General features: G+C 42.0%; 22 protein-coding genes and 1 pseudogene. 16 read left to right on the top strand and 7 right to left on the bottom strand.

The annotated features are described in order from the left end of the window. The first annotated feature begins 29 nt into the window (after positions 1-29). The 7 genes from dnaG to AC4E8A_RS16585 all read left to right on the top strand — a co-directional run bounded on the left by dnaG (position 30) and on the right by AC4E8A_RS16585 (position 8,271). Positions 30-1,835, top strand: a complete 1,806-nt coding sequence (gene dnaG / locus AC4E8A_RS16615) for a DNA primase (protein ID WP_490194536.1) — start codon at positions 30-32, stop codon at positions 1,833-1,835. Between the two features lie 40 nt (positions 1,836-1,875). Continuing rightward, complete coding sequence (gene rpoD / locus AC4E8A_RS16610; protein ID WP_490194535.1) at positions 1,876-3,006, top strand: RNA polymerase sigma factor RpoD; 1,131 nt, start codon at positions 1,876-1,878, stop codon at positions 3,004-3,006. Positions 3,007-3,482: 476 nt separating this feature from the next. Beyond that, entirely contained in the window at positions 3,483-4,022 is a 540-nt protein-coding gene (locus tag AC4E8A_RS16605; RefSeq protein WP_490194534.1) for a hypothetical protein, read from the top strand. Between the two features lie 177 nt (positions 4,023-4,199). Then, the gene (locus tag AC4E8A_RS16600; RefSeq protein ID WP_490194532.1) at positions 4,200-5,342 is read left to right on the top strand and encodes an acyl-CoA dehydrogenase family protein; all 1,143 of its coding nucleotides are present in this window, start codon (positions 4,200-4,202) and stop codon (positions 5,340-5,342) included. A 592-nt stretch (positions 5,343-5,934) separates the two neighbouring features. Then, positions 5,935-6,321, top strand: a complete 387-nt coding sequence (gene cccA, locus AC4E8A_RS16595) for a cytochrome c550 (protein ID WP_490194530.1) — start codon at positions 5,935-5,937, stop codon at positions 6,319-6,321. Between the two features lie 131 nt (positions 6,322-6,452). Then, positions 6,453-7,166 (top strand): tRNA (adenine(22)-N(1))-methyltransferase, encoded by a 714-nt coding sequence (locus AC4E8A_RS16590; protein WP_490194529.1) that lies wholly within the window; start codon positions 6,453-6,455, stop codon positions 7,164-7,166. Then, positions 7,153-8,271: a Nif3-like dinuclear metal center hexameric protein gene (locus tag AC4E8A_RS16585; RefSeq protein WP_490194527.1), complete on the top strand. Its 1,119-nt coding sequence runs from the start codon at positions 7,153-7,155 to the stop codon at positions 8,269-8,271. Before AC4E8A_RS16590 ends, AC4E8A_RS16585 begins: the two co-directional genes overlap by 14 nt. Positions 8,272-8,313: 42 nt before the next feature. Here the strand turns inward: AC4E8A_RS16585 and AC4E8A_RS16580 are convergent, their stop codons facing one another. Together AC4E8A_RS16580 and vrrA are read right to left on the bottom strand one after the other, a co-directional pair. After that, a complete protein-coding gene (locus AC4E8A_RS16580; RefSeq protein WP_490194525.1) occupies positions 8,314-9,270 on the bottom strand; it encodes a 4-hydroxy-3-methylbut-2-enyl diphosphate reductase in 957 nt (318 codons plus the stop codon). Positions 9,271-9,465: 195 nt separating this feature from the next. Continuing rightward, positions 9,466-10,098, bottom strand: coding sequence for a VrrA/YqfQ family protein (gene vrrA / locus AC4E8A_RS16575; protein WP_490194523.1), 633 nt, complete (start codon positions 10,096-10,098; stop codon positions 9,466-9,468). Positions 10,099-10,448: 350 nt separating this feature from the next. Between vrrA and AC4E8A_RS16570 the strand changes: the two genes are divergently transcribed. Beyond that, positions 10,449-11,753 carry a DEAD/DEAH box helicase gene (locus AC4E8A_RS16570; RefSeq protein ID WP_490194521.1) on the top strand — a complete coding sequence of 435 codons (1,305 nt, stop codon included), beginning with the start codon at positions 10,449-10,451 and terminating at the stop codon, positions 11,751-11,753. A gap of 28 nt (positions 11,754-11,781) precedes the next feature. Continuing rightward, positions 11,782-12,675, top strand: a complete 894-nt coding sequence (locus AC4E8A_RS16565; RefSeq protein WP_490194519.1) for a deoxyribonuclease IV — start codon at positions 11,782-11,784, stop codon at positions 12,673-12,675. A 44-nt stretch (positions 12,676-12,719) separates the two neighbouring features. On the opposite strand, the gene AC4E8A_RS16560 is transcribed toward AC4E8A_RS16565, so the two are convergent. After that, positions 12,720-12,974 (bottom strand): DUF2624 domain-containing protein, encoded by a 255-nt coding sequence (locus AC4E8A_RS16560; RefSeq protein ID WP_490194517.1) that lies wholly within the window; start codon positions 12,972-12,974, stop codon positions 12,720-12,722. Positions 12,975-13,332: 358 nt separating this feature from the next. Between AC4E8A_RS16560 and AC4E8A_RS16555 the strand changes: the two genes are divergently transcribed. From AC4E8A_RS16555 to AC4E8A_RS16545, 3 genes are read left to right on the top strand one after another with little or no spacing between them, the layout of a single operon-like run. Further along, positions 13,333-14,121: a metal ABC transporter ATP-binding protein gene (locus tag AC4E8A_RS16555; RefSeq protein ID WP_490194515.1), complete on the top strand. Its 789-nt coding sequence runs from the start codon at positions 13,333-13,335 to the stop codon at positions 14,119-14,121. After that, positions 14,118-14,981: a metal ABC transporter permease gene (locus AC4E8A_RS16550; RefSeq protein ID WP_490194513.1), complete on the top strand. Its 864-nt coding sequence runs from the start codon at positions 14,118-14,120 to the stop codon at positions 14,979-14,981. The genes AC4E8A_RS16555 and AC4E8A_RS16550 overlap by 4 nt, the downstream gene beginning before the upstream one ends. After that, entirely contained in the window at positions 14,978-15,388 is a 411-nt protein-coding gene (locus AC4E8A_RS16545; protein ID WP_490194511.1) for a Fur family transcriptional regulator, read from the top strand. Before AC4E8A_RS16550 ends, AC4E8A_RS16545 begins: the two co-directional genes overlap by 4 nt. A gap of 761 nt (positions 15,389-16,149) precedes the next feature. Here AC4E8A_RS16545 and AC4E8A_RS16540 read toward each other — a convergent pair. Next, a complete protein-coding gene (locus AC4E8A_RS16540) occupies positions 16,150-16,719 on the bottom strand; it encodes a hypothetical protein (RefSeq protein ID WP_490194509.1) in 570 nt (189 codons plus the stop codon). Positions 16,720-16,890: 171 nt separating this feature from the next. On the opposite strand from AC4E8A_RS16540, the gene AC4E8A_RS16535 reads away from it, so the two are divergent. Further along, positions 16,891-17,292, top strand: a complete 402-nt coding sequence (locus tag AC4E8A_RS16535) for a DUF4190 domain-containing protein (RefSeq protein WP_490194507.1) — start codon at positions 16,891-16,893, stop codon at positions 17,290-17,292. A 94-nt stretch (positions 17,293-17,386) separates the two neighbouring features. On the opposite strand, the gene ispG is transcribed toward AC4E8A_RS16535, so the two are convergent. Next, complete coding sequence (gene ispG, locus AC4E8A_RS16530) at positions 17,387-18,499, bottom strand: flavodoxin-dependent (E)-4-hydroxy-3-methylbut-2-enyl-diphosphate synthase (protein WP_490194505.1); 1,113 nt, start codon at positions 18,497-18,499, stop codon at positions 17,387-17,389. A 151-nt stretch (positions 18,500-18,650) separates the two neighbouring features. Continuing rightward, positions 18,651-18,998, bottom strand: coding sequence for a hypothetical protein (locus tag AC4E8A_RS16525; protein WP_490194503.1), 348 nt, complete (start codon positions 18,996-18,998; stop codon positions 18,651-18,653). Positions 18,999-19,291: 293 nt separating this feature from the next. On the opposite strand from AC4E8A_RS16525, the gene AC4E8A_RS16520 reads away from it, so the two are divergent. The 3 genes and pseudogenes from AC4E8A_RS16520 to AC4E8A_RS16510 all read left to right on the top strand — a co-directional run. Then, positions 19,292-19,585: a hypothetical protein gene (locus AC4E8A_RS16520; RefSeq protein ID WP_490194501.1), complete on the top strand. Its 294-nt coding sequence runs from the start codon at positions 19,292-19,294 to the stop codon at positions 19,583-19,585. A gap of 12 nt (positions 19,586-19,597) precedes the next feature. After that, positions 19,598-20,017 (top strand): hypothetical protein, encoded by a 420-nt coding sequence (locus AC4E8A_RS16515; protein WP_490194500.1) that lies wholly within the window; start codon positions 19,598-19,600, stop codon positions 20,015-20,017. 450 nt (positions 20,018-20,467) lie between these two features. Continuing rightward, positions 20,468-20,971, top strand: a pseudogene (locus AC4E8A_RS16510) (methyl-accepting chemotaxis protein); the annotation flags it as partial. A gap of 361 nt (positions 20,972-21,332) precedes the next feature. Here the strand turns inward: AC4E8A_RS16510 and AC4E8A_RS16505 are convergent. Further along, a complete protein-coding gene (locus AC4E8A_RS16505; protein WP_490194498.1) occupies positions 21,333-22,103 on the bottom strand; it encodes a DUF1189 domain-containing protein in 771 nt (256 codons plus the stop codon). Positions 22,104-22,327: the final 224 nt, after the last annotated feature.

The raw sequence follows: 22,327 nt of genomic DNA, 5'->3' as shown, positions 1-22,327 counted from the left end.
GGAATAAAAAATGATCAGGTGATGTATTGGTGACAGGGAGAATTCCTGAAGAAAAAGTCAACGAAATTCGTCAGTCCATTGATATAGTGGATGTCATAAGTGATTACGTGCAACTGAAGAAACAGGGAAGGAACTATTTTGGCCTCTGCCCTTTTCATGGAGAGAGCACCCCATCTTTTTCTGTTTCACCTGATAAACAAATCTTTCACTGCTTTGGCTGTGGAGCAGGCGGGAATGCCTATACTTTTCTAATGGATATAGATGGTATTTCATTTCAAGAAGCGGTTGTGAAGCTTGCCGGGAAAACCGGACAGGAGCTCTCAATCGATGTGAATCCTGTTGAGAATACAGCCAGCAAAGACGAAGAAAAGATGATAGAAGCTCATGAACTGTTAAGTAAATTCTATCATCATTTGCTTGTAAATACAAAAGAAGGCCAGGATGCGCTGGAGTATCTGCTTGAAAGAGGATTCACCCGGGAAAGCATTGATAAATTCCAAATTGGCTGGAGTCTCCCGAGCTGGGAATTCACGGTGAACTTTTTAACCAAACGCGGTTTTGCCCCGGCATTAATGGAACAAGCGGGCCTTCTTGTTAAAAAAGAAAATGAAGACCACTACTTTGACCGGTTCCGGGGAAGGGTTATGTTTCCGATCCATGATCATCGCGGAAAAACGATTGCTTTTTCCGGAAGGGCCATGGGCGGCGAAGAGCCTAAGTACCTGAACAGTCCGGAAACTAAGATTTTCAATAAGAGCGCTGTCCTTTATAACTTTCATAATGCCCGGCCGGTAATCAGAAGGAAAAGCCAGGCCATACTGTTTGAAGGTTTTGCAGACGTGATATCTGCCGATAGGGCCGGGGTTGAGAATGGGATTGCTTCGATGGGGACCTCATTGACCCCGAAACATATGCAAATGCTTAAAAGGGTAACCGATTCAATTGTTATATGTTATGACGGTGATAAAGCCGGACTTGAGGCAGCTTTCCGTGCTGCCAAAATGCTCAGTGAAGATCAGTTCAACATAAGGGTGGCTATGATTCCTGAGAAGATGGATCCTGATGACTACATCAAAAAGTATAACGCTGAAAAATTTCAAAATGATGTAATAGGGGCAAGCTTGACCTTCATGGCATTCAAACTTATTTATTTTCGTCAGGGAAAAAATCTGAATGATGAAGGAGATAGGCTTCAGTATATAGAAGAAGTATTAAGAGAAGTAAGTGCGCTGCAAAATCATATCGAGCGTGATTACTATTTACGCCAGATTGCAGATGAATTTTCATTATCGCTGCAGGCCATTCAACAGCAGCAGAAACAAACTTATTTCGCCAACAAGAAATCGAATAAGAGGGAGCAGAGGAAGAACGATTTTTCGCCCCCGATACAGCCTAAAGCTGAAACTAAACTGTTCCCTGCGTATCATACAGCGGAAAGAAGACTGATTGCCCACATGATGAAGAATCCAGAAATCTGCTTTAAGGTGCAGAATCTGCTGGATGGGAACTCATTTAACCTTGACGAGCATCAAGCAATCATTACCTATTTATTTGGCTTTTATGAAGAGGGAAATGAGGCAGATTCCAGTGGATTTATTCAATTCCTTCCAGACAGCAGGCTCAGGAGGGTCGTATCTGAAATTGGAATGATGTCAATTTCGGACGAGTGCAGTGAACAGGAATTAATTGATTATGTAAATCAGGTGTTAAAACATCAAAAGATGTTGACAATAAAAGAAAAACAACTAGCCCAAAAAGAAGCGGAAAGACAAAAAGATTATAACAAAGCTGCCTTGATTGCTATGGAAATCGTGCAGCTGAGAAAATCGTTATAAATTGGAATCAATTGCAAGGAAGTTGGAAGGAGGGGAACAAATGGCTGAAAAGTCAGCGCGTTCCAAAGAGGTAGAGTCAGAAGTTACAGTAGACCAGGTGAAAGAACAGTTAATGGAACTCGGAAAAAAACGAGGAGTATTAACGTATGAAGATATCGCTGAAAAATTAGCGAATTTTGAATTAGAATCAGATACGATGGATGAGTTTTATGAACAGCTTGGTGAACAAGGGGTAGAAATCATCAATGAAAATGAGGAAGATGACGACCCGAATGTCCAGCAGCTGAATAAAGCGGATGATGAAGAGTTTGATCTTAATGATTTAAGCGTGCCTCCAGGTGTTAAGATCAATGACCCAGTGCGTATGTACTTGAAAGAAATCGGCAGAGTCGACCTGCTGTCTGCACAGGAAGAAATCTCTCTGGCTAACCGTATAGAAGATGGCGATGAAGAAGCAAAGCGTCGTCTTGCTGAAGCCAATCTTCGACTTGTCGTAAGTATTGCGAAGAGATACGTCGGTCGCGGAATGCTGTTCCTTGATTTAATCCAGGAAGGTAATATGGGTCTGATCAAAGCAGTAGAAAAGTTTGATTACCGTAAAGGTTTCAAATTCAGCACATACGCGACATGGTGGATTCGTCAAGCGATTACCCGTGCGATTGCTGACCAGGCAAGAACGATTCGTATTCCGGTCCATATGGTTGAGACAATCAATAAACTGATTAGAGTCCAGCGTCAACTTCTGCAAGATTTAGGGCGTGAACCTTCACCTGAAGAAATAGCTGAAGAGATGGACCTGACACCTGAAAAAGTACGTGAAATCCTGAAGATTGCCCAGGAGCCTGTTTCACTTGAAACACCGATCGGTGAAGAAGATGATTCACATCTTGGTGATTTCATTGAAGATGCAGAAGCCCAGTCTCCTTCTGAACATGCTGCATACGAATTGCTTAAAGAACAGCTTGAAGATGTTCTCGATACATTAACGGACAGAGAAGAGAATGTGTTGAGACTGCGTTTTGGCCTTGATGACGGGCGTACGAGAACCCTGGAAGAGGTTGGAAAGGTCTTCGGCGTCACAAGAGAGCGAATCCGTCAGATTGAAGCGAAAGCACTGAGAAAGCTTCGCCACCCAAGCAGAAGCAAGCGCTTGAAAGACTTCTTGGAATAGAATAGTTCATCAGATAGTTTACTTCCCTTTCGGGGGGAGTAAACTATTTTTTTGTTGTTAAGAAAACGTTTAAAGCTTTGGGGAGTGGTTCTTAAAGGCTGAATTCCTGCATCCAGCTCCAGTGCCCAGCCCTCGGTCATAAGCTGATCTGTCAAGTACGTTAAAGAGCAACCATCCCGCCGGCTGGTTTTTTGCCTGTCAGGGCGAACAAAGTGCATCCCCTTTGATCTTAATTACTATTACCCATAATAAAGGCTGTTTTCGGTAGTTCTCGCTTTCGGGAAAAAACCTGGATGCGGGGCTTTCCTGCCTGGATACTGAAGGTTTCTCTCTAAGCAAGGGAGATTGGCCATTTTTTCTTGCTTACCCGTGTTAGTTGAAATTTGTATTAAATAGCAACAATTTAAGAAAAAAGCCTTGATAAAAAAGGATTCTAAAGCATCTGCGGCGAAAATTAGAATACAGGATGTGGAACTATGGATACTAAAAATCAAAAAACCAACATAATCATTAATGAAATTCTGTTCTGGAAAAGAAACAAAATGCTTCCTGAGCAGTATTGCGACTATCTCCTGGCCCTTTATAATCAAGGGGAATATACGGATATGAAAGGGACAAAAGGCTCCACTGCCTCTATGGCAGCCTGGATTTTGGCAGGCCTCGTAATAACACTGATTCCGTTTTCATTATTTGTCATTTATTTTACTGAATTGTCATTCGTTTTGCAAACAGCGATTTTGACGGGTTTTGTCGTCTTTTTATTTTTTGCAGGAATTTATTATTCTAAAAAAGAGATGCTTTTGCCTGTTATTTATATAACGGCTGCTATGATCATCTTGATATACTCTGTTCATCTGACGGGGGTCTTCTTTAATAAAAATATACTTATTACATACGCAGTCCTATTTTTCAATTGTTTTGCATGGATATTGACAGGCATTTATTTTAAGTATTGGTATTTTACCTTAGCTGGTATTTTGGGCAGCTTTATTTTAATCGTTTCTATAGTAATATAATTTCTTAATTTTAGGAAGTTTTTAAAAGTTGAGAAAATTACAGCACTCCTTTTATAATGGAAGTGTAAGCGCGTACAAAACGTTTTAACTAAAGAGATTTTTATAATTTGTAGTTATTGTACGTAACACTTTAATCTGTCAGCTGCACAGATGTTTCGCATATTAAGGGGGATGGATATGAATTTTGATTTGACTTCAGAACAAAAGATGATCCAAAAAACAATCAGGGACTTTGCCAGGGAGGAAGTTGCTCCCGGAGCATTAGAAAGGGACCGAACGAAAGAATTCCCAAAGGAAGCATTTAAGAAGTTAGCAGACCTTGGGATGATGGGTCTTCCTTTTCCTGAAGAGTACGGCGGGGCGGGCGGTGACACCGTAAGCTTTGCCATTGTTACAGAGGAATTGAGCAAAGCCTGTGCATCCACAGGAATCACCTATTCTGCCCATATATCATTAGGTGGTGCTCCTATAAATATGTTTGGTACGGAAGAGCAGAAACAAAAGTACCTTACACCTATATGTACAGGAGAGTCCTTCGGGGCATTCGGACTTACAGAACCAAACGCAGGGTCTGATGCAGGCGGAACTCAAACAACGGCTGTCAAAGAGGGAACTGAATATGTAATCAATGGGAATAAAAGCTTCATTACCAACGCAAGCTATGCCAAACATCTTGCCCTGACAGCCATTACGGCTAGAGGAGAGGATGGAAGCAAAGAAATCAGTGCCATTATCGTTCCGACGGATGCCGAAGGGTTCACGGTTGTCGATAACTACGAAAAAATGGGCCTGAATGCTTCCAATACAACGGAACTTGTCCTGGAGAATGTAAGGGTACCGGAAGAAAATCTTCTTGGGCAAAAAGGGGAAGGATTCAAGCAATTCCTTTCCACACTTGACGGCGGGCGGATTGGCATCGGGGCAATGGCTCTTGGGATTGCTGAAGCTGCCTTTGAAAAAGCCCTTCAGTATTCAAAAGAAAGGAAACAATTTGGCAAAACATTGTCTCAATTCCAAGTGACTCAATTCAAACTTGCCGACATGGCAATGAAGATAGAGTTGGCCAGGAATATGATTTTTAAAGCAGCTTGGCTGAAGGACCAAGGCAGACCGTTTGCGAAGGAAGCGTCCATGTGTAAATTGTATGCATCCGAAGTTGCAATGGAAATTGCCGATGAAGCCATCCAGATTCACGGCGGTTATGGTTACATGAAGGAGTATGAGGTGGAGCGTTATATGCGTGACGCAAAACTTCTTGAAATTGGGGAAGGAACCTCCGAAGTGCAAAGAATGGTTATTTCCCGCTTGATTGGCTGTTAATACGAGTGATTTGAGTCCGGGTTCTTCTCCCGGGCTTTTTATTATGTCTTTGTCAATTGGAGTCGTTACGAAAGGCCCTTTTTAACCTTTATTGCTACATCATATGAACCACAAGGTTTCACCTTGATCTCTCTAAAATACTCTGGCGATGAAGAAAGAAAGGCCTGTAATCACCTCCTTTCTGAACGCTGCTGCACGGACGTTCCGTTTCCATTTTTCCAGCAGCTGCTGCCTCTACCTAGCAGGCTTCAGCCTCACTCCCAGTGAATCGAGCTGCAATGACAAACTGCAGGAAATCGGTTTTTGGTTCTTTTCCCGTCAACATCGATTTAATTCAGTGATCATTCTTGTTCATCGGAAATGAACACCAACCCACTTTGTTCTAGTGGTTTCCTTTTTCTCCTGCACTGCGTAGAGTTCATACCTGGCTGAACGGGGATATTCCGCTTTAGTTTATGTCTATTTTGCGACAAAGGTCGAAAAAGTGCGGGTTAGGACTTTTACTTTCAACCTTTTTACAGTAAAATAAATATTGTTTATAATAAACAATACAACCTAAACTAACAATCGTTACATAAGGGAGGTTAAATCTATGAATCGCAATCCGATTATTCCATTCATTTTGATTATGGTATTTGGAATCGGCCTAGTTTTCTTTATGTCTTTAGAAGGATTGAATAATTCTGAGGAAATGGCAGAAGAACATGGTGAGCAAGGGGCTGAAGGTGAAGCTGAAGGCGGCGGAACTGCTGAAGGCGGCGAGTTCGACCCTGAGGGACATTACCAGCAGGCATGTATTTCTTGTCATGGAGAGAATTATGAAGGCGGTGTAGGTCCTGCGCTTACAGGTGTCGGCGACCGCTATTCCAAAGACGAAATCAAGGATATTCTTCAAAATGGTAAAGAGGGCGGAATGCCAGCAGGTCTAGTGCCACCTGAAAACCAAGATGCTATGGCTGAATGGTTAATGTCATTATAATTCTAAAAAAGTTCTTTGCATGTGCAAAGAACTTTTTTTTGTGGGGAAACTTGGTTAGAATGAGTAACGTAGCGGGTTCTTCAAAGGAACACAAACATACATATAACAAATACATATAAAAAGGTGAAAACATGAATGCAGATAAATTATCTAAAAGACTAGAAACCGTCGTATCGTTTATCCCTGAAGGCTCCAGAATAGCCGATATCGGGTCTGATCATGCTTACTTGCCCTGTTATGCTGTAGACAAAGGAATCGCTGTTTCCGGCATAGCTGGGGAGGTGGCAGAGGGTCCGTATCAATCGGCAGTAAAACAAGTGAAATATTCAAAGCTGGAAGATGTCATCTCTGTCAGAAAAGGAGATGGCCTGGAGGTCATTTCTCCAAATGAGACGGATTGCATCACCATCGCCGGAATGGGCGGCGCTTTGATTTCCAGCATTTTGGAAAGCGGAAAAGATAAGCTTGAAGGTGTCCGAAGGCTGATCCTCCAGCCGAATGTGGGGGCGATTTCCATTAGGAAGTGGCTTCTGGGGAACGGCTGGGAGTTGAAAGCAGAGCATATTTTGGAAGAAGATGGTAAGGTCTATGAAATTCTAGCGGCTGATAGAGGGAATCCAACGGCTCCTTATAAACATACGGAATGTGAACTCCTTCTTGGTCCTTTTCTTTTACAAGAGAAAAGCTCAGTGTTTTACCAGAAATGGGAACAGGAGCTGAAACAGTGGAAGAACATTGTCGAGAAGATGAAGTATGCAGAAGACTCTCAGGAATTAAGAGAGAGAAAAGCTCAGGTTCAGAAGAAAATCAACATTGTTGAGGAGGTATTCGATGAAAACCGTTAACGGTCATGAAATCATATCTTTATTTGAAACGCTTGCCCCTAAAGAGCTGGCGGAGGAAGGTGATCCAATCGGATTGCAGATTGGCCGCCTGAACCATAAAGTTGATAAAGTGATGATGACCTTGGATGTCCTTGAGGAAGTTGTGGATGAAGCGGTTGAGAAAGGTGTAAAACTAATTATCGCCCATCATCCGCCTCTGTTCCGGCCATTAAAAGCAGTAAGAACGGACAGTGTTCAAGGCAGGATGATTGAAAAATTGATAAAAAACGATATTTCAGTCTATGCAGCCCATACTAATCTGGATGTAGCCAGGGGCGGGGTGAATGACTTACTGGTTGATGCTCTTGAATTGAAGGATGCCCAGGTCTTGCTTCCCACCTTTCAAGAAAAATTGAAGAAGCTGGCGGTGTTTGTCCCTCTCGAAGATGCAGAGAGAGTCAGAAAGGCATTGGGGGATGCAGGTGCGGGCCATATAGGAAACTATAGTCATTGTTCTTTTTCGAGTGAAGGTACCGGGAGATTCCTGCCTGGAGAAGGCGCCCGCCCTCATATAGGGACAAGAGGGAAGCTGGAAGAAGCAGGTGAAGTGAAAGTCGAAACGATCTATCCCGATAAGCTGGAAAAGAAGCTGCTGAAAGCCCTATTTAACAGCCATCCTTATGAAGAAGTGGCGTATGATATCTTACCGGTGGAAAATAAAGGAGAAACTCTTGGGCTCGGGAGGATCGGAACCCTTGAGAAGCCTATGTCCTTGAAAGAATTTGCTGCTTATGTAAAAGAAAAGCTTCATGTAGCTAATGTGAGGGTAACCGGTACTTTGACAGACTCCATTCATAAAGTGGCTGTCCTCGGCGGTGATGGGAATAAATTCATCCATAGCGCCAAATTCGGCGGTGCAGATGTATTTGTTACCGGGGATTTATATTATCATACTGCTCATGACGCCATGATGCTTGGATTGAATGTGGTGGATGCAGGACATCATATCGAGAAAGTGATGAAAGAAGGAGTGGCCCGGTGGATGACTGAAAAGAGCCGTGAACTGGGTATGGATGTTGAATACCTTGTGTCTGAAGTCAATACCGATCCTTTTACATTTCTATAATATAGAGAAGAAGGCATTCGCCGGGAATGCCTTCTTCTCTATTTATTCTGCGATTTTTTTTGGTTTTTTTACCTTTGGAAGGATCTTGCTCAATGGAACCTTTTTCTCGCGAGTCCATGTTTCTTCGTTCTCTCGCTCAAATTGTGTTATAAAGTTCATGACTTCTTTGACTATCGGAGTAGGTGTTGAAGCCCCAGCGGTCACCGCAACCAGCTCAGCATCTTTGATCCAATCCACTTCAAGCTCGCTAATATCCGCTATACGGTAGGCTTTTGTTCCAGCGACCTCTTCTGAAACTTGAGCAAGGCGGTTGGAGTTATTGCTTTTCGGATCTCCGACGACGATCAGGACATCGGCCTCGCCTGCTTGTTCTGCAACCGCTTCTTGTCTTACCTGGGTAGCAAGGCAGATTTCTTTATGCACTTCCACGTGAGGATACTTTTCTTTCACTTTTTCCATCACATCGGCAACGTCCCATTGACTCATTGTTGTTTGATTTGTGACAATGATTTTTTTGTTTTTGATATCAAGTTTGGTTACATCTTCCATCGTTTCAACCAAATGAACGATTTCCGGGGCTACCCCGACAGCGCCTTCAGGCTCAGGGTGGCCTTTCTTCCCGATGTAAATGACATCAAAGCCTTCAGCTTCCTTTTCCCTGATCAGATCATGGGTTCTTGTTACGTCGGGGCATGTAGCATCGAGAGTGACAAGCCCTTTTTCTTTTGCAAGCTTCTTTACTTCGGGAGAAACACCATGAGCTGTAAAAATAACAGTGCCTTCATTTACCTGGTCTAATATCTCTTTGCGGTTTTTTCCATCCAATGTAATGATACCCTCTTCTTCAAAGGCATCTGTAACATGTTTATTGTGGACGATCATACCAAGGATATAAATCGGCCTTGGCAGAGATTTATCTAAGGCAGCGTTGCGGGCAATCACCATTGCATCAACGACACCATAACAATAGCCTCTCGGCGTAATTTTTTTCACCTTCATATTTAGAAATCCTCCTGTTTATAAAGTCGGATGTTTACTTGTACCTACAGGTTCATTATAAAGTAGATTGAAGTTGATGACAAAAAATCTTTACTGCAGGCGAATACCATATTATCAGAGATTTTACAGAGAATATAGAGGAACTTTTATGAATCCCGTCTTCAATTAGAAAACGCCCTCGATTGAGAGCGTAGATTAGACATATAACTTTGGTTGTGAACCACCATTATTCTTTTTTTTCTTTGGTTTATCCGAGGCCAGGTCCTTTTCTGGTTTTTTGAGGTGGTTCTTCTTTTGAGGCTTGGAAGCTGCATTGGCTTCCTCTTCCTCCTTTATGTCTTCTATATCATCAATTGATTCGTCCTTTTCTGTTTCTGCTGCACTGAGACCCCTGTACAGTTTCCACATGGCAGGAAGATTCTTAACCAGCGGTCCATACTGCTGTACTTGTTGAAACATCGGTCCAACCTGCTGGGCAGTTTTTAAAACGGACTGGGTATTGTTAAGAAAACCATTGATCGACCCTGGATTCATGAGGTTTTTCAAGAATGAACCCCCACCTGCTTGGGCGGACCGTTGAAAACCTGCCGCACCCTGAAGCGGATTGAATTGACTGGCTGCAGCTTGTGAAGAGTTGCCCTTGTTCAGAAGTTTTGATAATAATCCTCCCGATCTCTGGCCTCCTTGAAAATTCCCTTGCATCCCGCTTTGCCTCATTCTCCCGAACCCTGAAGGGCCAGGTCCTCTCATGCCTCCCATCGGCTGAAAAGGCTGTTGACCGAAATAATTTGGGTTAAAAGGCATTTGCATTTGCTGTCTTGGCGGCATAATTGGCCTCCTTTCTGCTTACGCTCATAATGTCTACTAATACAATATGCAAATGGAGTCAAAACGTCTAAGGAAAATGCGGAATTTAATTATTTTGTCTATCTGCTAGAACTTTTAAAAATTGTTTATTATAATGAAGAGATGGAATTTTGTCTGAGAAGGAATTGATTTGTCAAATTATGCAGCTTTATTTTGAATTTACGGGAAAAAACGGTATTGTTATATAAGGAAGGATTTTATCCGTTTTGATTCTCTATTCCAAAGGCTTACGAACAAACTGTATGAATAAACAAAGAGTGAAATCAAAGATAATCTCTTCAAATAAAAATGCACGATGAAGGAGTGATAAAATGGGAAATCAATTTGAACAATATGATTTTCAGCCATTTATCAATAATGCTATTGAAAAACTGGGCTTTTTTGAACCGACAGAAATTCAAAAGAAAATGATTCCATTAATTAACAGAGGGGAAAGTGCAATCGGGCAATCCCAGACGGGAACCGGAAAGACGCATTCCTATCTCCTGCCTATCCTGAATAAAATTGATAGAGATGCTCAAGTGGTACAAGCTGTTATAACGGCACCGACAAGGGAGCTCGCTCAGCAGATCTATCAGGAAATTCTAAAAATCACCGGCGAAGAGGACATCACTTCACGCTGTTATATTGGCGGCACAGATAAGCAAAGAATGATTGATAAATTGAAGACACAGCCGCAAATTGTTGTGGGGACGCCTGGAAGGATCAACGATCTTGTAAAAGAGGGGGCATTGCTTGTCCACAAGGCAGGTATCCTTGTAGTGGATGAAGCAGACTTGATGCTGGATATGGGCTTTATCTACGATGTCGATCAAATCGCAGGAAGGATGCCCGAGAAACTTCAAATACTTGTTTTCTCAGCTACCATTCCTGAGAAGTTAAAGCCTTTTTTAAAAAAATATATGGAGAACCCGCAGTATGCCCATGTTGAACCGGAACACATATCTGCGAAGAACATAAAACATATCCTGCTGCCAAGGAAGAGCAGAAGTAAAGAGAATCTTTTGCATGAGGTCCTGTCTTCACTTAATCCATATTTGGCCATTGTTTTTACCAATACCAAAGTGAAAGCGGATGAAGTCGCGGATTACTTGCTGAGCAAGGGAATGAAGGTAGGAAGAATCCATGGGGATCTGTCTCCTCGTGAAAGAAAGAAAATGATGAAACAGATCCGTGCATTGGAGTATCAGTATATCGTTGCTACAGATCTGGCTGCCAGAGGAATTGATATTGAAGGGGTCAGCCATGTCATCAACTATGAAATTCCGGGAGAACTGGATTTTTACATTCACAGGACGGGAAGAACGGCAAGGGCAGGTCATTCAGGCGTGGCCGTTACAATCTATGAGCCTTCCGATGAGGATGCGTTGAATCAGTTGGAGAAAATGGGGATCACGTTCGAGAACCAGGACCTTATCCGAGGAGAGTGGAAAGAGCTGGCTGACCGTAATAAACGGAAGAACCGTCAGAAAGCCGAGGATGACATTGACCAGAAGGCGAAGTCACTTGTTCGCAAGCCGAAAAAGGTCAAGCCGGGATATAAGAAGAAGATGAAATATAAAATGGATCAAATCAAGAAACGTGAAAGAAGAGTCAAGAGACGGAATAATTCCTGATTTTTGAACACAAGGGAGTTGGATGCAAATGGTAAAGTTAGGATCACATGTGTCAATGAGCGGAAAGAAAATGCTGCTGGGGTCAAGTGAAGAAGCGGCGGCGTATGGAGCTAATACGTTCATGATTTATACCGGTGCTCCTCAAAATACGAGAAGAAAGAAAATTGAAGACTTGAACATTGAGAAGGGTCTTCTTCATATGAAAGAAAACGGTATTGATGATATCATCGTGCATGCGCCATACATCATTAATATCGGTAACACAACAAATCCAGCGACATTTGAACTCGGAGTCACTTTCCTTCAAACTGAAATCGAGAGGACTGCTGCCCTCGGTGCCAGACAGATTGTTCTCCATCCTGGAGCCCATGTCGGGGCTGGGGCGGAAGCAGGAATCAAAAAAATTATTGAGGGCTTGAATGAGGTTTTGGTCAAAGACCAGGAAGTACAGATTGCCCTTGAAACCATGGCCGGAAAAGGTTCTGAATGCGGAAGATCGTTTGAGGAGCTTGCTATGATCATTGATGGAGTAGACCATAATGATCGTCTATCTGTGTGTTTCGATACATGCCATACCCATGATGCTGGTTATGACATCGTCAATGACTTTGATGGAGTGCTTGATGAATTTGACAGAATCATCGGCATCGACCGTTTGAAGGTACTCCATATCAATGATAGTAAGAATGTATGTGGAGCAGCAAAGGATCGCCATGAAAACATCGGCTTTGGACATATCGGTTTTGATGCTTTATCCAGAATCGTACATCATCCTCAATTGGATGGTGTTCCAAAGATACTTGAAACACCCTTTGTTGGTGAAGACAAAAAGAACAAAAAAGCTCCTTACAAGTTTGAAATAGAGATGCTGAGGAATCAAGCCTGGGATGAAGATTTGTTGACAAAGATCCAGGAATCATAATAAAACAAGCGAGGACTTCTCATCTGAGAAGTCCTCGCTTGTTTTCAGTTTGTAAAATTAGTGAATATTTTGTTGACCTCTTTGGCAGTGGCAGGTCCGGCGATTTTAGCAATTTCCTTGATGACTTTGCTTCGTTCTGCAGCATTGAAGATGTTAATGTTTTTTCCTCTTAAGTAGGAAGCAATTTTTGTAGCTTGTTCTGGATTGATTTTCACACCAAACTGCTTTCCATACCCTAATAACTCATCACCCGTTATGTTATTGATTTTATGATTCACAACATTTTGCAATAATTTCATCGCACATCACTCCTCATAGGATACATATGACAGGGACAAAGTGAATGTGACAACAAAAAAGGGTGAGGCTTGTTGTTTTTATGTAAATTCGCTGGAGCGCTGAAAGTGGTTAGTTTATGGTATGGAGCTGTTTGCAGCACCAGTGGGGTATATCAATATAAAAATATTCGAAAATGATGCTGTTCCCAGACGAGAGGGATATATTTAAGCAAAGAATTGCAGATTGTGATCTCCAGATAAATATCCACTTGTACATAATGTATGTAGAAGCACAAGATTTCCCGGTTTACATTAAATTATACATCCTGTATACTTCTTATTGTAAATCGGAATGATTCTTATAGAAGGGAATTTTCTCATGAAGAATAGCACATCAGTTATTGATATAAATCATGTAAGTTTTCGTTATGACAAAGAAATTGTATTAGAAGACATTAATCTCTCGATTCCGAAAGGAGCGTTCCTTGGAATCGTTGGTCCGAACGGTTCAGGCAAGTCGACACTTTTAAAACTGATCCTCGGGCTGTTAAAGGCCAAAGACGGCGAAATTAATCTTTTTGGCCAGGCTCAGCAGAAATTCAAGGATTGGGACAGAATAGGGTATGTTTCACAAAAAGCCAATTCATTCAATACGGGATTTCCAGCTACAGTCAGGGAAGTCGTTTTAAGCGGGTTAACGAAAAAGGTTGGAATGTTCAAGATGATCGGCAAAAAACATGCGGGCCATATTGAGAAAGCAATTGAGTCTGTCGGAATGTCTGCCTTTTCAAATAGGAATATCGGTGAACTCTCAGGCGGCCAGCAGCAGAGGGTCTTCATTGCCCGGGCGTTAGTGAGCGAGCCGGATGTCTTAATCTTGGATGAACCTACAGTGGGGGTGGACAGCAAAAATGTTCAGTCGTTCTATGAGATGCTTGAACACTTGAATAAGGATTTAGACATTACACTGTTGCTTGTTACACACGATATAGGGACCATCTCAAGCAAGGTCACCCATGTAGCCTGTTTGAATAAGCAGCTCCATTTCCACGGCAATACCCAGGAGTTTGAGAATATGCGGGAAAGCGACCTCTCAGGCATTTATGGCCATGATGTTCAACTGCTGCATCATGATCATACTCACAGCCAAGAGGGGGTGGGCAAATGATTGAAGCATTGCTGAACTATGAATTCTTACAGAATGCTTTTTTGACAGGCCTTCTGATTGGTATCGTTGCGCCGCTAATTGGTGCTTTTATTGTCGTCCGGCGATTATCCCTGATTGCAGATGCCCTCAGCCATGTTACTCTGTCAGGGATTGCTGCAAGCTTGTTCCTGAGTAAAAATTTCAGTGCATTGGCAGGGTTAAATCCTCTATATCTTGGAATGGCATTTTCTGTGACGGGGTCTTTATTTATTGAACGGCTGAGAAGCCTTTATAAACATTATCAGGAACTCGCCATTCCGATCATTTTATCCGGCGGAATCGGAATAGGGGTTATTTTCATTTCACTCGCTGACGGATTTAATACAGATTTGTTCAGCTATCTTTTTGGAAGTGTAAGTGCTGTCAGCAGAACGGACTTATATTTGATAGCAGCAGTAGCTGTCATCGTAATTGCCATTATTATTTTCCTATACAAAGAATTATTTTTACTATCATTTGATGAGGAGTATGCGAAGGCTTCAGGGATTTCAGCCAAGATGATCCATTTTATCTTCATGGTCATGGTCGCATTAGTTATTGCAGCATCCATGAGGATTGTCGGGATTCTCCTGGTATCTTCCTTGATGACACTTCCTGTTGCTGCAAGCATCAGAGTGGCAAGGGGTTTTAAGCAGACGATCGGCTTTTCGCTGCTATTTGGTGAATTGTCAGTTATTACTGGCCTGATTTCGGCATACTATCTTGATTTAGCTCCGGGAGGTACGATTGTGCTATCAGCAATTGTCATCCTGCTCCTGACGATTTTATATAAAAAAATCACATCAAATACAGCTGTGAAAAAATACGGGGTGAAGGTATGAAACTGGATGAAGCATTGAAGTTAATGAAGGAAAAAGGGTATAAGCATACCGGAAAACGCGAGCAGATGTTGGAATTGTTCTCTTATTCGGACAAGTACCTGACTGCAAAGGATGTTTTAGAAAACATGAAGGATGATTATCCTGGTTTAAGTTTTGATACGATCTACCGGAACCTTTCTATGTTTGTTGATCTGGAGATCCTGGAAGAAACGGAACTCTCCGGTGAAAAACATTTTCGCTTTACATGCTCAAGTAATCACCATCATCATCATTTCATTTGTATGGATTGCGGCAAGACAAAGGCCATCAATACTTGTCCAATGGAGGTCCTTCAGGAGAGCTTGAATGGGTACGATATTTCAGGTCATAAGTTTGAAATTTATGGAAAATGCCCTGAGTGCAGTTAATATTAACCCGTTCAGTACAGAGGGAGAAACCAATAAATTGAAAGGTAATTTGCGGTACAATTTGCCTAGCATTTTGTATCGGCTTTTTTATCGGCATATCAATGGTTTCGGTGTTTTTTCGCTTATTGCTGCATACTGATTTGCAGGCCAATTTGCACTACCGCATAAATTTATGTGGTGTTGCAAACTGGTCTGCATTTTATGTTACAAATTTGTCCGCGGATTCGTTAGTGCCAGATACAATAGATGGGAGATGAAGGGGAATAACGAGTAATAGAAAAATAAGGGGAGATTTTACCGTTAGATGTAAAGTAGACGTGGTTTTTGCGGAAAATAAGGGGAGTTTTTCCCTTTATACAAAGCAAAGCTGCCTATTTTCACGTTTTTTGAGTCAAATAAGAGGAATTTCTCCCTCTATTTAAGCTGTTTTCAATACTATTTGCTAATTAAGGGGAATTTTTCCCTCTATATACCTCAATTAGCAAAGAACCTGGTTTCATTGCTGAAGAAGGCAAAGTTTAACGGGAAACCCGCTGTTCAACCGAACGAGTTACAGTTAATATACTATATGCTCTTTTCCATAAATTTGTTGCTGCGTCAACAAGACCTCAATAATTCACGACAGTCATCCCGGTCAGGAAACGGTTCAGAAATAACCCCCTGGTAACCCGGGGAGATTTATCCGAAAGTCACAATGTATAAGAAAACAGCCGAATATATAAAAGCCGGAGACTGAATGTCTACCGGCTTTTTCATTTGATTCAAGGGGTTTTCAACCAACCATCCACCCATTCCCTGGCTTCATTCCAGTTGTTGACCCGTATGACACCTTCAGGAATTTTATCCTGATTATAGGGAGTATTGAAGAGAATCACAGGAATATTCAATTCTTCATGTATCATGACAGCATTGTCGTGTTTATCTTCAAAGAAGATATCTACATTATATTTCTCGGCTGTAGAAACTTTATCATGAGAGCCGATCAGCTCAATGTGGTGATACAAAAGGTCCTGGTAATTGAACCAGTCTTTTGTGATTTCCAATAGGTGAGACGGGCGTGCACTGATAAAGTAAAGTTCATGATGATCTTTCCAATGATCCAGTACTGATTTTGCTCCTTGCGCCAATGGAGATTCCTTATAGATTGTACCTTCTGTTTTTTTGAACCAGTTTCCAAACACCTCTGGGGTGATATCCAATACTTCAGTGAGTTCGTATTTTGTAATGTCGTTTAATGTCAGATTTAAGTTGAACTCCTTATTAATATAAGGAAGAAGAGAGGTCGGGCATGTCACCGTGCCATCAATATCTATACCAAATCGTTTCTTCATATGTACATCTCCTTCAGTTTTTGCTACAGAACAAAGTGTACCATATTCTCGCTGATAATAGGTTATTCCATTGTTCATTCTTTATTATTGACAATCATTAGCATAGGTAAAAACAAGACTTTGACAAACAATAATAAATGCTCCTGAACACGGAAAGCGAGGGATTGCATAGTGGATAATGAGAGACGCAAAAATGACAGCGTTAATCAAGATCTTCAAAATGTAGACATCTATAATGACTATATCAATGTGAATGACAATCCGGAAGTTGAAGTGGTTCGTGACAAGTACAATGAAGAAACTGCAGCAGAGCTTACAACTCCAATGGCACTGGGAGGCGACTTTGAACGGGATGAGGCAGAAGAAACGAGTACTTCGGGACGAATCCTGGGATATTCAGCATTGGCTCTTTCCATTTTGTCGCTCTTCATAGTTCCAGTCCTTTTTGGGGCAGCAGGGATTGTCCTCGGGTTTGTAGCCAGACGAAGGGGATCGGATGCCCTGGGAGCCTGGGCAATCGGTATCGGTGCCGTCTCCATCATCATCGGAATCTTTGTCCTGCCGTTCTTCTGATCTAAAATTGTCCTGGAATTGGGAGCATTCCGGGAACAAAGAAAAAGCATGGCTGATTTATCAGCCATGCTTTTCTTATTGTCCAGCACTTAGATTAAATTTCTTGCTTTTTCTCTTCTTCTGCTTGTTTCCTGTAGTGTTCTTCAGCAAGGATGTCGATTTCTTTCTTAAGTTCCTCAACCATAGTTTCTTCCGGAACTTTTCTGACTGTTTTGCCGTGGCGGAAAAGAAGGCCTTCTCCGCGGGCACCGGCAATCCCGATGTCCGCTTCTCTTGCTTCACCAGGTCCGTTTACCGCACAGCCGAGGACCGCTACTTTGATCGGTGCCTTGATTTTGGAAATGTATTCTTCCACTTCATTCGCAATGCTGATTAAGTCGATTTCGATCCTCCCGCAGGTAGGGCAGGAAATCAATGTAGCTGCATTTGAAGCAAGCCCAAATGACTTCAGCAGTTCCCTGGCGACTTTCACTTCTTCAACAGGATCCGCACTCAAGGAGATGCGGAGAGTATTACCGATTCCTTTGCTCAATAACGCACCAAGGCCTGCTGCACTTTTAACTGTGCCAGCAAATAGGGTTCCGGATTCTGTGATACCCAAATGCAGCGGGTAATCAAATGTTTGTGCCGCCTTTGTATACGCTTCGATGGCAAGGTTGACATCAGATGCTTTCATGGAGACGATGATATCATGGAAATCAAGGTCCTCAAGGATTTTGATATGGTGAAGGGCACTTTCCACCATTCCGTCTGCTGTCGGATATCCGTATTTCTGAATGATCTTTCTCTCAAGGCTTCCTGCATTAACCCCGATGCGGATTGGGATTCCTTTTTCTTTCGCTGCTTTTACAACCGCTTCTACTTTTTCCCTGCGGCCGATGTTACCAGGGTTGATCCGGATTTTATCAGCCCCGCCTTCAATTGCTTTCAAGGCCAGCTTGTAGTCAAAGTGGATATCCACAACCAATGGGATATTGATCTGTTTTTTTATATCAGCGATGGCATTCGCTGCTCTTTCATCAGGACAAGCGACACGGACTACTTGGCATCCCGCCTCTTCAAGGCGGTGGATTTCTTTAACCGTCGCCTCTACGTCATGCGTCTTTGTCGTTGTCATACTTTGTATTATAAGCTCATCGTTGCCGCCGATGGTCAGGTTGCCGACTTTGACGGGACGAGTTTTAGAACGATGGATTATTTCACTCAAGGGTTATTCGCTCCTTTGGAAAAATTCAATTTTAGTGAAACAAAATAATAAGCGTACGAAAGTATTGTAACAATGTTTGCTTGGAATTGACAAGAAATAGATGTTGGCAAAAAACTGCCTGTATGAATTTCTTGTTGTTTTATAAACAGAGTCAATATACAGGGAGCTTATAATCCTTTCCTACTTGAATATCATGTGGAGATTGTCCACCGTTAAGAAACTCGAAATCCTCAATTAATTGATCGATTGAAACAGGGAGCGGACCATCAAGTGTTTCTTCCATTAAGGATAAGATTGTATCTCCAGATGTTATCTTAACGGTCTTATAATCTATTTCAATCTCATCCGTTTCTGCTTCTTCAGTCTGAGATTCCAGAGGGTTATTGATGTTAACTTGAACGGCAGCTTTCTCAGCTCGTGGGAGTGTGCCTGCTTTTAAATCATAATATACGCTGTACGAGATAATCATAACCAGTAAAAATATATAAAATCTTTTCAAATGGCCCGCCTCCGCTTAAACAAAGTTTCCGAGAATGGACAAACTTATTTATATTTACTATTCGGCACTCACAGGTCTGTTTCCTACTATTTAATTGATTTCGTGCGGCTCTACATTTGTCGGATAGTGCCTGTAGACAAAATGGAAACGACAGGACCTGCGTCACTTTAATAAACTATTACAGGATATTTACATTCCCTTAATGTTTATCTGTAAAAATGAAATAGGTATAAAGTCGAACCAGGAGAGAATGTTCCTGGAAATGTCATACAGATACTACAGGAGGGATCCAGGTGAAGCGGGTAGTTAAGAAGAATCAAAGCAATGAGGTGAATAATGAAAGGAGTCAAAATAAACGGGGTGTGCTGCTTTCTAAAATCAGTTTGCAAAACAGGTTACTAGTCTTATTCATATTTCTGTCGACCACCACTATTACTGTGGTGGGGGCAAGTTCGTACATAAAAGCGAAAGAAGCAATCGTCCATACCATCGAAAGCAGGCTCAGCCGCGAAGCTGACTTAATGAAATCTGTAGCTGGAAATCTTAAATTTCTTTATGTCAGTGATGATGACTACTTCTTTCAATAACTCGAAAGCAGTGTGAAGGAGCAGAAAGAACAGTTAAAAGAAGATGGAATAGAATCAGACATTTTCTATCTTAGAAACAATGAGGTTGTCCCATTTAAGGCGAGTTCAGATGCAAACCTTACATTTTCAAGTAATCAGGTTGCGGAGATGTCTGAGAAAGCAAAATCCGTTTTGCACACAACCTTGAATGGACAAGAATACACCTTATCTACTTTACAACTAGCTGAAATCAGCGGGCAGTATATATTATCCGTGCCTCAAAGATCTTATTTAGGTCCTGTTAGTGATATGGCCGTGTTTACCATTATCATCATCTTGGCCAGTTTGGCAGCTTCGACTATTTTGATCATCCTGTTTGTCCGCACCTTCACCAAACCCCTGGTTCAGCTTCAGAAGGTGATGAGGGAAGTGCGGGAAGGGCGGTTGAATTAGAAAGCCGCTATTAAGACGAACCTTCCGGAAATCCAATCTCTAGAGAAGAGCTTCAATATGATGATTGAACAAATGAGGGGGATTTTACACGAACTCAACGACACTACAGCTGAACTTGAGGTAACTGGAAGCAGCTTGGCTGATTCCTCTGCCGGGGCACTTGCTTACAGCCGGGAACTGGTCGAGGCGATCAATGTTGTTAAACATGGAGCACAGCAAACAGCAGGCAGTTCGGAACAGAGTGTCGATGGGTTTATCACCATGAATCAGAAAGTCATGCTTTTGATAGACAACATGGATACAGTACAAAAAAGTTCAATGGATATGAATGCCTCGGCCAAAAGGGGAGAAAGGACCAATAGTGATTTAATAGAAGCATTCCATTCCTTTGAAAGTGACTTCGGGCTTATGACTTCCACTGTACAGGAGGTCAGGAACCACGCTTTCTCGATAGCAAACCTGGTGGGGCTGATCAAAGGAGTAGCGGAGCAGACAAAACTCCTTGCCCTCAACGCTGCTAATGAAGCAGCACGTGCTGGAGAAACAGGTGAAGGGTTTGCTGTGGTTGCGGAAGAAGTTCGAAAACTTGCAGATCAATCGACCTTAGCTGCAGAAGATATAACCGGCTCAATAGCAGTGATGGAAGATGTTACGATAAGGGCTGCAGAAGAGTTTGATGAAATGCTCTTAAAGATTAAAAGAAATCTTATAACAGCAAGTGAGGCTGGTCATTCGTTTGAAGAACTGATGATAGAAGTTGGTACGGTGAGTATTAATCTCGAAAGGATGCAGGCAGCACTGCATGAGCTTAAATGGGAAATGCCTCAAATGGAACAGGCTGCAGAAGGCTTTTCGTCAGTATCACAAGAAACCCTTGCCAGTACAGAGGAGATGCTTGCTACAAGCAGGATTGCACCAATTCTTGTGAGGCTTACTTGGGATTTGGTCGATTAACCAAAAGAATGCACCAAATCTCGATGCCCCCGCCGAAGAATTGGTCGATTAGTCCGAGGAATACACCAATTCTTGTGAGGCTTGCTGAGGTTTTGGCCGATTAATCGGAGGAATGGACCAAATTTAGATGGCACTCCTTAAGAATTGGTCTATTAATCCGAGGAATACACCAATTCTTGTGAGGCTTGCTTGGGTTTTGGTCGATTAACCGAAGTTCGCAGATTTTGGAAATGGAAGCAACCCATGAAATAGGGATGAAGCTGAAATCGCTGTCTGACTCACTTGCTTACATATCGAAGAGATTTATCGTGAAATAGAAAGGAGACCCAATGCAGTCTGGGTCTCCTTTTATACTTGAATATTAATTCTTTTTCAGTTGGGGGATTTCCTTTACAGCTAAATAAAGAACGACCGATGTGACCATCCAATCAAGAAAGAAGCTTGCAGGAATAAAAGTGTTTAGCATCTCCATAATAGTGAAAAAGATAGTTGAAAGCGTTACCCCATATGCTGATATTCTCCAAGTCTGCCTGTACGGAATTTTCCTGTTCAGCACATTTGCGAATAAAAGGCAGATGATGGCAAAGAGGCTTACCTTTATGAAGGTCATGGCAGCCGACAGAAGATACATTATGGCAATGAAGATTGTCAGGATTATCCCCTTTAACGACTCAAGTGAAGAGAGAAAGCGGGATAGATCATCATTATCAGCGTTTAATCCATTGAATAGGGAATAAGGGTACGTCTGCACTTGCCCCGCTGCCACAATGGCAAACTCATCTTTCAAAAGAGCAGCAGCATTCATTTCCTCCTGTAATGTAGAAGTTGCAAGAGTTCCTGTGCTGTCGAACAAGATGGTCAGTGAATCTTTTTGGACCACAATGGGTTCTTGTGACTTTGAAATGAGCTGCCCATTTTCAATGGAGAAGGAAGGAAGGTCTGTCTCAACTGCTTCAATGCTGTCTTCAATTGCCTCATTAGCAAATATTGCAAGATTATAAGCAGCTGGCAAGATAGACACTAATACAAGGAGAAAAATGTATAAAATCGTCTTGCCGATGCCTTGAAACCGGAAAGCAGCTATATCCTTTGGAGAATACAAGCTTTTGTATAACTGTTTGAATATATTCATCGGTTTATTACACCACCTCAATTATTGATCCTTTCTCATTTTAGGCTTGGTGCATCCAAAACTTCAAGCGCATTATAGGGTGAATTTTTTCATGTTAGAATGTTTAACGGGTTTTAGAAAAGGGTAATAAAAAAATTTTAAAAAAGTCTTTACATTAGATTCAATATGCCTTAATAATTGAAAGGGGTTTTTGTTGTTTAATGTCGAAATCTTATTTTAGGGGT

The organism is Bacillus sp. SRL337 (assembly GCF_984799155.1).
Note: the sequence above shows the minus strand (reverse complement) of the source record. Positions and strands in the feature narration are given on the sequence as shown.